Below are 13,229 nucleotides of genomic sequence, written 5' to 3' on the forward strand. Positions count from 1 at the left end.
TGGTTTCAATCCACGCGCCCGCAGGGGGCGCGACAATGTTTCGTTCCAAGCTGGCGACTTAATCAGAGTTTCAATCCACGCGCCCGCAGGGGGCGCGACCTGCGCAGCATACTCGCCTTCGGTTGCTATGAGCTGTTTCAATCCACGCGCCCGCAGGGGGCGCGACGATTCGATGGCGCTCATAACGTCGGCAATGGTTTGTTTCAATCCACGCGCCCGCAGGGGGCGCGACTGCCCGATCATATCTCATTGATAACGGGCGATCTACAGTGCAAAGATCGCTAACGTATTTCATAACGATTATTTGCGCGCTACAACTTCGCGCTAAAAACGAACAAAGCCAGTCCCATCACCGGAACTGGCCTTGCGCTAACATCACGGGTTTTTAATGAGCACTTCCGGTTAGCGTTTACAAAATCATCGCGTCTCGGAAAATGTCTGGTGCAGGTTTGGCACCATGGTGTTCAATACGGTTCTTCCAGTTTTTACCCAACTTATAAAATCGGAGACTGTCTTTTTCAGGGTTATAAAGTCGGAGCAATTGATCTCTAAAAAAAGCCCACTGAGCTGGGTCAATCTCACATTCAAAAACAGAATATTGAACCCTTACGCCATAATCCAAACAGGCTTTAGCAACACGTCTCAACCGTGCCGCGCCACCAGAATCCTCCATCGAGATGTCATAGGTTATAAGTACCATCATTTCAAACTACTACCTGAGTACGCATGGCGGATATCGCTCCAGATCGCCTCTTAAATGACGAGCAAGCAGCATGGCCTGAATGTGGGGAATGATGCCTATCAGTACTTTTTCTTTGAGGAATGGATGCATCACTTCTTGCTGCTTTCTTTCTTGGTAGGCAATCAGTAACTGTTTCCGCGCGTCGTCAGCTAATCTGACGGCACCCGAAGCTTCGGTTATAAAATCCGACGCTTTTAGCTGCCGTCGATTGATCAAGCTCAAAACCAATCTATCCGCCAGCCAGGGCCGGAACTCCTCAAGCAGATCTTGCGCCAAACTATCTCTTCCTGGTCGGTCTGCGTGCAAAAAACCAACCTGCGGATCTAGACCAACTCCGTTCAATGCCGCACTGATATCCTGACCTAAAATGGAATAAACGAATGATAGGAGTGCATTAACTGGATCGCGAGGTGGGCGGCGATTGCGCCCGGTAAATGGGAAGTCGCCTCGCAGCTTTTCATTAATGAGCAGCTCAAAAACGGAAAAATAGGTGGCTGCAGCGTCGCCTTCAATTCCGCGTAACGAATCCAGATTATTGGTGTGCCGTGCCATACGTACAGATGCGGCCAAATGCTTCACCGCATGCTCGATTGGAGCACTAACACCGTGGTTACGCTTATGGCGTAGAAGAACATTTCTTCCACCCACCAGTTTTGCAGCTATCACCGAACGGGCAATTTCCAGCATTTTTTGCTCATCTGCATGATATTGCGCCCGACGCAGCAGAACATTGCCGGACGCTTTACCCTGAAGTCGGCCATAAAAACGGCCATATTCAGTAAAAAATGCAAGGTTAACGCCCTTTTCTCCACAAAAACCCATCAGCGCTGGTGACACCAAAACATTACCAAAGCAGAAAACTCCAGAGACCGAGTGAATCGGAAGCTGCATCAGTTTTTTACGCTCATGCTCGATAACGATGGTTTCTCTCTCTTTATGAACATATGCGCCCTGTCGCGTGATGTAGAGGCTGTTTTGAAGTTTCTTCATTGGGCCTCTCCGTCGTCGAAAAGGTCTTCAACATAACGAGTACTTCGGTCTCGACTCAGTAACTTGGGGTTGCACAAATCGTAGAGCGAACAGGCATCGCACTTTTTTTCATAGACTGCCAGTGGGGTTTCGCCGCTGATCAGCAATTGACGTACTTTCTGAATAACGTGGTGGGTCTCCTCACGTAGCTCATCGGTAAATGCCACTTCATCTCTGCGACGAGTCTGCCAATACCAAAGCGCGCCTGAGCGCACAGGTTGCCCTCTCATTTCTTCAAGGCACAATCCTTGAGCGCACAGCTGAACTCGGTCCGAACTGTCCTTCTTCGGCTTTCCTCTTTTGTACTCAACCGGTTTCACTGCGTTGGTCGATAGGTCAATCTCAACCAAATCCAACTTACCCGTTAGGCCGATTGTTTCTGCACTCACAAGAACACCTCGCTCATAGCGCGTTCCTTTACGAGTTTCAGGCGGACCATTATCGACTCGTTTATGCAACACTTGCCCTTGCGCCGTCAGCCAGTTCTCAGCCCATAACTGCTCGTTATGAATTAACGCACACTGTCTGGGGCAGAAGGCATAATGCTGCAACGCAGAGAGCGGAATGAGCTTTTCGTCCTGCATTGGCGACGGGGCCTCCCTAAGCCGCGAACTGAATGACCTCAACCTCATGATTCAGTTTCATGGCTTTCTCTGCCATCGCGAGGGTTTTACCCGAGATTTCATCGCTCAGGTAATATTCGCCACAGTTTTCACAAATATCTGCCGGCACTTTCTTAATCACTATTGTTGCCTCACCGCGGGTCAACGTGACAGTGGTGAAGCCAGAATAGGTTTCACCCTGCTTGCAAATTACGCATTTCATTCAAGACCTCCTGGTTTTGAAGTCATCAGCCCAAATGGCCAGCGCTGGATAGTATGCTGTGATCACGTAACAGGCATCGTTTTCCGAGGCTTGCGACACCACAACATGAATCGCTTTTTCGCCCACCCAGCCGAGCCGAAGCTGGCTTGGATGCGGCCTGTCATCAGGCCTCTCTCGAACATTCTCCTAAGCGCATGGCCGGTGAACGATATCGATGAACATTGTTTCATCCCTGATCAAACTCCCTCTGACACTACAATGCAAGGTGCTAGCTCAGTCCAGAAGTGCCGACAGCTCAATACCTTTTGGCAGTCTATCGCGGTGAACAGTGACCTCATAATCTTTGAAATCCCGCGCCGGACCATCAGAAACTTTGTGGATTTCTATCAGTTCAAACAGCTTTCTGGCAGGGGCATTACCAAGCGCGGATTCGTGCTTGAACACGTAAAGGGCGCAGGGCGACATTTCACCACGACTGGCTGAACGATCATGATCCAGCATATTGATCAACGCATCCCAGAACAGCTCCAGGTCTTCTTCACTGAAACCTGTCTGCCCAGCCAAGTTGGCAGAAACATAACCATGGCAACGGTAAAGGCCGTAGGGAATCGTAAACTTACGACCCATTGTGCGGTTGTCACCGCCTTGTTGTTCCGCCTCTTTTTCAGTCGTGACGGCCATGCGGGTGATGCTGTGCTCCGCACTGACGACGGGATCAATACTTCTGGCAAAATTCATTTGAATTGGGCCGCGAACCTGACCAGTATTCACCTCAGTCGACATAACGGCGCCAAAGGTGCGAATGTCAAAAAAATTCTGGCACATCCACTGGGTTATTCGCTTTGCATCTTCTTCTTTCTTGGGCAGCTTCTTTGACTCGTGCTTCAGATCGAGCGCCTCATACGCACGCAAATTGCTGCGGTTCAAAACCGCCTTTTCTTTAATGTAAATTTCAAACGGTGGAGTTTCTTCTTTTACCATGCCCACGTAATTACGTATTTTACGCTTAAGGCACACGTCCGTAACCAGCCCTTGGCCCGTTTCAGCATCGATTCTCGGCAGGTTGCCTGCATCGGGATCACCGTTCGGGTTACCGTCTTTAACATCAAACAGAAAAACAAACTCATAACGGTTATTCAGGCTCATGCTTCAGCTCCTTCGGTTTGTACTTTGCTTGTTTCCGTGCCTTTTTTTGTAAACAGTTCCTGGCGCTGATGGTAGTAGCCGATAGCAAACAGGCCCTGATCTTCCAGCGGCAAGTGAGCGGGAAACTCATTGATGTCGGCCATAACCGCAGCAATTCGTTTTTCCATATTCACCCGTTGTCCGTGGTGAGGTAACTTTTTCAGGTGGTGGGCGTGGAGCCGCATTAGCGTGCCAAAAACTGCTCTTGGGGTGCAACTGGCACTGCTGTAATAACGATCCCGAATGGTTGCGTTAAGACCAGGGTTAGCGTCGGTTTGCAGTTTTTCCAAAATCGCAAACAGGCAACCCAGCCGATAACCAATCCGCTTTTCTTCAGGGTTGTAAGCCATAGTAATTTCCTTGTTGCTGGACTGCCGATAACGGTACAAACGGTTGAGGTAGCCTTTGATAAGGCTCGCGCGATGAAAGCTTATGTGCCCCTGCTCTGCTTTAATGCGTTTTATAGCGGCCTGAAGTAGGCTTGCAGGCAAAGGCAGCCCCATTAAAATGCTGCGAACAGTCTCTCCGATTAGATGTGGAGGAAGATTTTCGTCTTTGCCCAGTAATGCGGTGGAACGCAACAGCGGCTTTAAAGGCGGGTACTCGAAATTCCTGGAGATGATCTCAGTATCTTTGAACCACTGCCCTAAGCGCTCACTAAATTCTGCAACAGTACCCACCTGCCAGAAGCGGATGGAAATGCGCGCAGCATTGGGGGACAAACCGAGCAAGTAAAAACGTTCTCTTCCTTCCGAATTATGTGCAGCGCCACTGTGCAGGCTTTCGAAAAGTTGTTTGACTGCTCTGGTGCCCTGCTCTGGGTCATCTTTCGGAGCATCATTGAAAAACGATGACATATCGGCCTCCAACGCATTTTCACCGGAAGACCACCAGATCATGGATGTCTCATTCAGTTGCAACCGCGTCGGACTGTCTGTGCGCAATAGCTGATTTAAAGCGGTCGTGTATTTAAAAGCAGCGTCTTCGCCAACCGGTGCGTTATTTCCTTTGTCTTTACCCCAAGAGCTGAACGAATCAATATTAAAAGAAACGATGTTTGCACCTGCCATCTGCGCGCCCCAAACGCCTTTTACGGAGGGATGCAGGCGGGCAATATTCGTTTTCTCACCCGTTACCAGACAGGTACCAAGCTCATTATCACCAACTGATGGCCGCTCGTGAATCCAGCTTTGTACCTGAGCTGACTGACAGATCAGGTGATTTTCGGTCACCAGTTGAAACGTCAGATTACAACCGGGTATTTTCAGGCACTCCTGAAATTCCGGCGATGCCCTGACTTTTTCTTTCTCGGCTTCGTTCGCCAGGAATGCGTGTACAGCCTTCACACCGTCATCGTTTTGTACTTCCTTATGCAAGTTGCTAACAAGCTCAATAAAGGCCTGATGTTGCTTCGCCGCCATATCGGTTTCTTTGGCGCTAGGATCACTGCCAGGTCGGGCCATTTTTGGTTGATTCAGTACATAGCCGTAGTGATCCCAAAGACAGTACGCAGTTTCATAAGCCTTACCGCCCATACGCTTTGGGCCTTGGGGAACAATGAAACTTTGTGCGACTGGTTTTCCTTTATCCTGCAGTTCTCGCGTGTCCCGAAGCAAGATAAAGCGGCCGTCCTCGCTCAATACGATTACAAACGGAATTTCTTTATCCTCGAACCCAGGCGGAGGCAGTGGATTATCCGTTGCTTTTTTACGATCGTAGTATTCGCACAAGGCTTGCAAAATCATCCGCGCACCTCCGGACTGTGCCGGGCGGGCACGGTCAGGCTGCCATGTTCCATGTGAGCCCGAAAGAACAAAGGCGTCGGTGAAGCAGGATCCGAATAATCCAGATCGTAGAGCATAAATCCCAAGTCGCGGGTGTCCTTAATCGGGTCAGGGCTGTCAACATCGCCATCTACCAATGCGAAATCACAGGTGAACTCACGGCACCCCAGGTACGGTTGATTAAAACACTGGCCTTTTTCCGCGCGACGCCGAAACATATCCGCAAATTTCGCCGGTGAATCTTGCGGCCCCGCTTTGACTGTCATCGTGAATTCGCCGTGCAGTCGATAACGAACATCTTTTAAAAGTAGACTGGCTCTTTGTTGGCGCTCTTCATCAACATAAATACCGAGATGGCCAGAACCATTTTTCATCGCCGTCTGCGCAGTGCGGGCAGAAACAATCGACTCAACTTCGTTACGCCTGATGTTCATCCACTTAACAGGATTTAGCACTTCAATCCGAGTGATATGCCATTGAATTGCAGGTTTCCAGAGAATGGCTTCAAAGATCGCTCGGGCAGCGGAGGGCGTAATCACGTCGTAACTGACCCGCTCAACTTTCATTTCGGGCCGTGTAAAACACGCGAACTCACCACTGATTTCCAGACAAAATCCCATATTTTCTCCTAAATCACACTACCCGCCGCAGACAGTAGATTGCCAGGTGGCTGCATGCCCCAAACCGGGTGGTAATTGCTGGTTTCAATAACAAATTTGCCAGCACGTTCGTACAAAGCGCCGGCAGAATGAAGTTGCTTAGCGAGTCTTTCTGGCAGAGTGACGCTGTAGCGCTGGAGTTTCCGATGGGCCCATTTTTGTGAAGAGTCTTTCTCCAGTGCGGCCAACCAAATATGTACCGGGCTTTCTTCATGCCCTTCCGGGCAGAAAGGCACCACAACGCCGATACCGACGTCGTCAATCAGTCGGAATTTTTTGGCGGCCTCCCTGAATTGAATCTCTAAAGGCGCGTCCGGCGAAGTCTTTGCGTGCAGTAACTCGCAAATTCCGTGAGCATCCCGGTTGCCCAGGTAATTCAATTTGGTGAAAAATGCCTGCATAGCCGCAGGGCTGAAGGGGTCGTCGAGTTGGCCGCTCTTGAGCAGTTCCAGAGTCGTTTGGGCCGCCTGGCGCAGAAAACCTGGCGGCGGTAAGGTTTCAGGCTGAAACACAACCACCCTGCCGGGTTGGGGCATTTTGCCCTCGCGGTTACAGCGCCCGGCAGCCTGGGCTATCGAATCCAGGCCAGCCATTGCGCGAAAGACAACTGGAAAATCAACATCGACACCCGCCTCAATCAGCTGGGTGCTGATCACCCGAAGAGGCGTTGTATCACCATTACGCCTTGCTATCAGTTTCTGACGAATCTCCTTGAGTGCCACAGAGCGATGTTCCGCACACATATTGGCCGATAGATGATAGGTATCCCCATCATCCGGCAAAAGTTCGTAGACTGTTTTAGCATCTTGGCGTTTGTTAACAATAACCAGAGCGCAGGCTTCATTGGCGACCTGCCATGCAAGGCTTTCCCACGTTGTAGGTTGGTCAACATTTTGCGGAAGTTCAATCTCGACTCGCTTTAGATTCTGGGCCAGGCCAATTGGGTCAGGAATAATTTCGCTTATGTTGCTCAAACCTTCGTGGAGGGTTCGGTCAAAGGCATCCGTTTGTTGGCCCAGTTCAGGTTGGGTCGCAGTACAGAGAACCCAGGTCACGCCGAAATGATCGCTCATCTGTTGCATGGCTTGCGTAATCGGTGCATGAAAATCCCGGGGAACCTGCTGTGCTTCGTCCAGAATGATGATGCTGTTAACCAGGTTATGCAGCTTTCGACAACGGCTTGTGCGGGATGCAAACAGTGACTCAAACAGCTGGACATTGGTTGTCACAATAAGAGGCGCATCCCAGTTTTCAGCTGCCAGTCTGGAGCCGGCGTTTTCAGCACGCTGATCAATATCCAGGCTGCTATGGTGTTCCAGCACAGCGGTGTCCCCAAGAAACTTCCGGAATACGTCCGCGTTTTGTTCGATGATGCTAGTAAAGGGAATGGCATAGACGATTCGGGACTTGCCATGCTGCTTTGCGTGCTCAAGGGCAAACCCCAAACTGGCCAGCGTTTTACCGCCGCCTGTCGGCACGGTGAGGCTAAAAATACCAGGGGCTTCATAGGCTTCGCGGTGGCATGCTTCAAAAATCGATTTCCGAATGACGTTCAGAGGCGTTTGCTCGGCGTTTTTCTGAAGCGTGCTCATTTTGTCGAAAAACAGACTATGAAGTTCATCTAACTGCGGGTATTGGTTTCTTTTATCAACCTTTTCAGGAGACATATAACTTTCTGTATCCAGAAAGTCAGCGTCAACAAGGCTTGAAAACAGGATGCGCATCCAGAGAGCAATAGATTTCAAACTGCGTGCCGCACCTGGAACAGCGGGTTGCTCTGCCGTTAACAGTTGTTCTGGGATCCCAGCGGCAAGAGACTCTTGGTATTCTTTTGTTGCTTCAGCAAGCCGGTGTTCCAAAGACCCCCGGCCTCCCGACCAATCTGGTAGTCCAGCGTGATGTCCACTGATGAGATAAGCCAGAATGTAGCCTGGAATAGACGGCCACTGATTAATTGCGTGAACGGCGCCAGCTGTGGAATGCGTAACTCTGGGAGAGTGCGCTCCCTGTTCAACATGTGCGTTCTCACGCTCAAAGCCGGATGCATCACGGATGTACATTTGAAAGCCGGACCGGTACTTGCCCAGATCGTGCCAAAGCCCTGCAGCAAAACCCCAAGCTTCTGACTGGCACTTTTTGGTGGAGCGCGCGCTTAATTCCGCCACTTTTTCGAGATGTTCATGAAGCAGGTGGGGCTCGGACCAGCCCCCTTTAGAATCTTGTTTAACGTGAGCGATATAGCTAACTTGTTCAGTCACGAGCTTCCCTTTTCATGCTTTCCGAATGTCGGCACTCTTATCTCTGCTCCAGCCTAGACGAAAACCAGCGACCCCCCCCTATCGCGCTCCAAGTCCAAGATATGGCTTGTGACAAGACAGTCAGAAATACCAGTTAATGCGGTCGACAGCTACACCACTAAATAACTTACAACCTTCTGACTTGGAAACCAACCATCACACCCTTTTAATACATCTCTGTTGTAATAAAAGGGTGTAGCTGCCGAACAGGCAGATCGGAAATAACAACTGCAGACGTCAATTAAACCAGCGCGCTTCAATCCCAAGCAGGCAAGGCATTAACACGAAGCTCGGCTTAGCGCTGAACTTTGCCCTACCGCCCCACCACCCGCTCTGTTTCTTCCATCGGCGTATGGCGTACATCCTCACCCTTAACCATGAAAATCACGTTTTCGGCAAGGTTACAGGCGTGGTCTCCTACCCGTTCCAGAGCCCGCAGTACCCACATGATCGACATGCAGCGGGATATGTTGCGGGTATCTTCCATCATATGGGTCAGAAGGGTGCGGGCCGCGGCCTGATATTCTTCGTCTACCCGTTTGTCTTCTTTCATCACTCGCAGCGCCTGTTCGGCGTCCAGCCGCGCAAAGGCGTCCAGGGAGTTGTGCAGCATGGCGTGCACATGGCTGCCAATGTGGCGGACTTCCACGGAGCCGCGTGATGTCTGGCCCTCTTCCTCCTGCTTCAACGCCAGTTTGGCGATTTTTTTGGCCTCGTCGCCCACCCGCTCCAGGTCAACCACCATTTTAATGACCGCGATCACCAGCCTCAGATCCCGCGCCGCGGGCTGACGCCGGGCGATGATGAGTATGGCCTCTTCATCGATGTCAATTTCCATCTGGTCAACGCCACGGTCACCTGTACGCACTTGTTCCGCCAGAACGCTGTCATTGGCCGTCAGCGCCTGCACGGCATTGCCAAGCTGCGCTTCCACCAGCCCGCCCATTTCCAGAAAACGGGTTTTCAGTTCCAGCAGCTCGTTGTTGAAGCGCTCGGAGATGTGGTCGCCATACATCTGATCTTTGTTGTTCGGCATTGTGTTGCTCCGTAAATATTCTGGCCCTACCGGCACAGGCTGGTTTAGCCGAAACGGCCGGTAATGTAGGATTCGGTCAACGGGTGCTGGGGAGAGGTAAACACCGTGTCGGTTTTGTTCACTTCCACAAGGTGACCCATGTGAAAATAAGCGGTGCGGTTGGAAACTCGGGCCGCCTGTTGCATGGAGTGAGTCACGATGACGATGGTGTAGCTTTCGGACATCTCGGCAATCAGTTCTTCCACCCGTGCAGTTGCAATCGGGTCAAGGGCCGAACAGGGCTCGTCCATCAGGATCACTTCCGGACTGACGGCAATGGCGCGGGCAATACACAGGCGCTGCTGCTGGCCGCCGGACATGCCGGTTGCCATGGCATCCAGACGGTCTTTAGCCTCATTCCACAACCCCGCCTTGCGAAGGCTGTTTTCGACAATGTCGTCAAGCTCGGACTTGCGGTTTGCCAGCCCGTGAATTCGGGGCCCATAGGCCACATTGTCGTAGATCGATTTCGGGAACGGATTCGGCTTCTGGAACACCATGCCTACCCTGGCCCTCAGTTCAACCACGTCCCGCTTGGATTCATAGATGTTCTGACCGTCCAGCTCAAAAGAGCCTTTGACGCGGCAAATCTCAATGCTGTCATTCATGCGATTCAGACATCGTAAAAAAGTTGATTTACCGCAACCAGAAGGACCGATGAAGGCAATAACCTCGTTTCGGCCAATATCCAGGCTGATATTCTTGATCGCCCGGTCTGCACCGTAGGAAACATCCACATTACGCAGCTTGAATTTAGGGTTGTCGGTAAAGGGCTTTCCAACCGTCTTACCTTCTTCAATCACGGTATCTTCGGGTTTGTCTTCCATCAGGGTATCTTTGCGTTTGTGTTCAGGCACAGGAACCGCTGCCCCCTTGCTTTGCATGTCGGCTTCTGCGGAAATACTCGGACTCATCGTGTTCATATCATTCTCCTTACCAGCGACGCTCAAGCCGCTTGCGCAGCCAGATCGCCAATGCGTTCATAATGATCATGAAGGTAAGCAGCACCATGATGGCGGCGGATGCCAGCTCTACAAAACCTTGCTCGGAGCTGCTCGCCCAGAGATAAATCTGTACCGGCAGCACGGTGGCTGAACTGAAAAGCCCGTCAGGTACATCCACAATAAACGCCACCATGCCAATCAGCAGCAGCGGTGCGGTTTCACCCAGAGCCTGAGCCATCCCGATGATGGAACCGGTCAGCATACCGGGCATCGCCAGGGGCACCACATGGTGAAGCACCACCTGCATCTTGGAGGCGCCAACACCCTCGGCCGCCTCCCGTATTGAAGGCGGGACACTTTTAATGGCGGCACGGCTGGAAATAATGATGGTTGGAAGCGTCATTAACGCAAGCACCAAACCACCGACTACAGGAACCGATCGAGGCATTCCGAACAGGTTTATGAACACCGCCAGGCCCAACAAACCGAAGATGATAGACGGTACCGCGGCCAGGTTATTGATATTCACTTCGATAAAATCGGTGAGCTTGTTCTGGGGCGCGAACTCTTCCAGATAGACTGCTGCCGAAATTCCCACGGGGAATGAAATGGCCAGGGTCACCAGCATGGTCAACAGGGAACCGACAATCGCGCCAAGAACACCGGCGTTGGCAGGCTCTCTGGAGTCGCCTCGACTGAACAGCACGTCGTTGAAGCTGGTGTCGATAATCCCTTTCTGCAACAGCTCGTCCACCCAGCGCTGCTGCTGTTCGGAAAGCTTGATGCTGTACCGCGGATTGTCCGCATGCTTGACGTATACCGACACCCGATCATGGGCCGGGAACTCAATGGTTTGGGTTGTATTCAAAAGCTCCGGATTTTTTGTCAGTAAATCGCGGATTTCGCTGTCTGCGAAGGTACCCAGAAAACGGCCCAGCTCACGCTTCTCAGCCGCGCTGGCCGCCTCAGGAACTTGCGCCTGCAGTGCGGCGATAATCGGCGCCTTAAAATCCGCGCTGGACCATTGATCTTTATCCGTCGGATCATCCAGGTACATCATTCCCGAATCGAGAGTCACTTCCAGGGTGATGGTGGTCTTTACGAACCCTGTATGTCCCTTGCTGATAATATCGGCGAACAGGATAAACAGGGACGCGAGTGCAATGAAAATCGCCAGAATTCCGTACAGCCGGAATCGGCGTTCCGTACGGTACCGGCGTTTCAGCGATTTGCGGACGATCTCCGCCTGAGAACGTTGATCAGTCATACTGTTCCCTGTATTTACGTACGATTTTCAGTGCGATTACGTTGAGCAGCAGCGTGACAATGAACAGCAGCATGCCCAGGGCGAAGGCCGAAAGCGTCTTGGCGCTGTCGAATTCCTGGTCACCCACCAGCAGTGTCGCAATCTGAACGGTTACGGTGGTCACCGAGTCCAGCGGATTGGCCGTCAGGTTGGCCGCGAGTCCTGCCGCCATGACCACAATCATGGTTTCACCGATGGCACGGGACGCCGCCAACAGAATGCCGCCAATAATGCCCGGCAGGGCCGCCGGAAAAATCACCTTCTTCATGGTTTCCGACTGCGTCGCACCCAGAGCCAACGAGCCATCGCGCATGGTCTGAGGTACCGCGTTGATCACGTCATCTGACAGCGATGACACGAACGGCACAATCATGATTCCCATCACCAGGCCAGCGGCCAGAGCACTCTGAGAAGAGGCTTCAAGGCCCACTATTTCGGCAAGGTCACGAATAAACGGGGCAACGGTCAACGCAGCAAAAAAGCCGTAAACGACGGTAGGAATGCCCGCCAGCATCTCCAGCACAGGCTTTATCGTCGACCGCATACGCTTGCTCGCATACTCTGAAAGATAGATGGCGGACAGCAAGCCAACGGGCACTGCAACCAACAAAGCAATGGCAGAAATCAGCAGGGTGCCGGTGAACAGGGGAATAACACCGAAAGCGCCTTCGGAACCTATCTGATCGATCCGTAAAGCGGTTTGAGGACTCCAGCTGGTCCCGAACAGGAACTCGGTAATCGGCACTCTGTCGAAGAAACGCAGGGTTTCAAGAAAGACCGAGAATACGATGCCTGCCGTGGTCAACACGGCCAAGGCGGCACACACAAAGAAGATTCGACGCAGGGTTGTTTCTACGTTTTTTCTGGCGTTTATGTGGGGCGCTACGCGGGTCCAGGCAAAGGTTGCTCCCAACACGGCAATCAACACCACCAGAATTGCCTTAAAGTTGCCACTCTTGTCTTGCATGGCTTCCAGCAACGATGCCGCCCCGGCAATATGCTCCGGCACAAACTCAGGGTCGAGGCTGCCCGCTGCCACGTTGCTGATTTGAGAGAGAATCAGGCTTGCCTGTCCGGCCGATTCGGGCCAGGTATCCTGGGGCAGCGATGCAATCACAATGCCCTGAATGACCTTGCCTTCAAAACCGGCCCAGACGGCCAGCACAATCAGTGCCGGGATAGCACACCAAAGTGCTGCACGCGCAGCGTAGTAAAAAGGGAGAGCCTTGAGATTCCGGATGCCGCCAAGGGGCGCTGCCACAGCCCGGGATCGCATATAAGCGAGGCCATAGGCAACCACGGCGAGAACCAGAATCAGGGGCAGAAGATTGGACGTCTGCATATCAGTCTCTGTGTTGGTGGTTGTAAGTTAACTGAGCGCCT

The 13,229-nt window shown here is 52.0% G+C and carries 13 protein-coding genes and 1 pseudogene; all 14 read right to left on the minus strand.

Annotated elements, in window-relative coordinates:
* A partial coding sequence (locus tag A3OI_RS24565) for a hypothetical protein (RefSeq protein ID WP_407635508.1) occupies positions 1-207 on the minus strand: 207 nt, incomplete at its 3' end.
* Between the two features lie 202 nt (positions 208-409).
* Positions 410-703 carry a CRISPR-associated endonuclease Cas2 gene (cas2, locus tag A3OI_RS0102765; RefSeq protein WP_018402817.1) on the minus strand — a complete coding sequence of 98 codons (294 nt, stop codon included), beginning with the start codon at positions 701-703 and terminating at the stop codon, positions 410-412.
* 9 nt (positions 704-712) lie between these two features.
* A complete protein-coding gene (gene cas1c / locus A3OI_RS0102770; RefSeq protein WP_018402818.1) occupies positions 713-1,732 on the minus strand; it encodes a type I-C CRISPR-associated endonuclease Cas1c in 1,020 nt (339 codons plus the stop codon).
* Entirely contained in the window at positions 1,729-2,355 is a 627-nt protein-coding gene (cas4, locus tag A3OI_RS0102775) for a CRISPR-associated protein Cas4 (RefSeq protein ID WP_018402819.1), read from the minus strand. The genes cas1c and cas4 overlap by 4 nt, the downstream gene beginning before the upstream one ends.
* 16 nt (positions 2,356-2,371) lie before the next feature.
* Complete coding sequence (locus A3OI_RS0102780; protein ID WP_018402820.1) at positions 2,372-2,596, minus strand: type II toxin-antitoxin system MqsA family antitoxin; 225 nt, start codon at positions 2,594-2,596, stop codon at positions 2,372-2,374.
* Positions 2,597-2,761 (minus strand): annotated as a pseudogene (locus tag A3OI_RS24570) (DUF4258 domain-containing protein); the annotation flags it as partial. It lies immediately after the preceding gene.
* Between the two features lie 108 nt (positions 2,762-2,869).
* Positions 2,870-3,742 carry a type I-C CRISPR-associated protein Cas7/Csd2 gene (gene cas7c, locus A3OI_RS0102785; protein ID WP_018402822.1) on the minus strand — a complete coding sequence of 291 codons (873 nt, stop codon included), beginning with the start codon at positions 3,740-3,742 and terminating at the stop codon, positions 2,870-2,872.
* The gene (cas8c, locus tag A3OI_RS0102790; protein WP_018402823.1) at positions 3,739-5,526 is read right to left on the minus strand and encodes a type I-C CRISPR-associated protein Cas8c/Csd1; all 1,788 of its coding nucleotides are present in this window, start codon (positions 5,524-5,526) and stop codon (positions 3,739-3,741) included. The genes cas7c and cas8c overlap by 4 nt, the downstream gene beginning before the upstream one ends.
* Positions 5,523-6,185, minus strand: a complete 663-nt coding sequence (gene cas5c / locus A3OI_RS0102795) for a type I-C CRISPR-associated protein Cas5c (protein ID WP_018402824.1) — start codon at positions 6,183-6,185, stop codon at positions 5,523-5,525. Before cas5c ends, cas8c begins: the two co-directional genes overlap by 4 nt.
* A gap of 8 nt (positions 6,186-6,193) precedes the next feature.
* Entirely contained in the window at positions 6,194-8,482 is a 2,289-nt protein-coding gene (locus A3OI_RS0102800; RefSeq protein WP_018402825.1) for a CRISPR-associated helicase/endonuclease Cas3, read from the minus strand.
* Between the two features lie 352 nt (positions 8,483-8,834).
* The gene (gene phoU / locus A3OI_RS0102805; protein ID WP_018402826.1) at positions 8,835-9,557 is read right to left on the minus strand and encodes a phosphate signaling complex protein PhoU; all 723 of its coding nucleotides are present in this window, start codon (positions 9,555-9,557) and stop codon (positions 8,835-8,837) included.
* A gap of 44 nt (positions 9,558-9,601) precedes the next feature.
* Positions 9,602-10,519: a phosphate ABC transporter ATP-binding protein PstB gene (gene pstB / locus A3OI_RS0102810; RefSeq protein WP_018402827.1), complete on the minus strand. Its 918-nt coding sequence runs from the start codon at positions 10,517-10,519 to the stop codon at positions 9,602-9,604.
* Positions 10,520-10,529: 10 nt separating this feature from the next.
* On the minus strand, positions 10,530-11,807 hold the full coding sequence (pstA, locus tag A3OI_RS0102815) for a phosphate ABC transporter permease PstA (RefSeq protein ID WP_018402828.1): 1,278 nt from the start codon (positions 11,805-11,807) through the stop codon (positions 10,530-10,532).
* Entirely contained in the window at positions 11,800-13,188 is a 1,389-nt protein-coding gene (gene pstC / locus A3OI_RS0102820) for a phosphate ABC transporter permease subunit PstC (protein ID WP_018402829.1), read from the minus strand. The genes pstA and pstC overlap by 8 nt, the downstream gene beginning before the upstream one ends.
* Between the last annotated feature and the right edge of the window lie 41 nt (positions 13,189-13,229).

It is taken from the genome of Marinobacter gelidimuriae (assembly GCF_000372805.1).
GTDB classification, from domain to species: Bacteria; Pseudomonadota; Gammaproteobacteria; order Pseudomonadales; family Oleiphilaceae; genus Marinobacter; species Marinobacter gelidimuriae.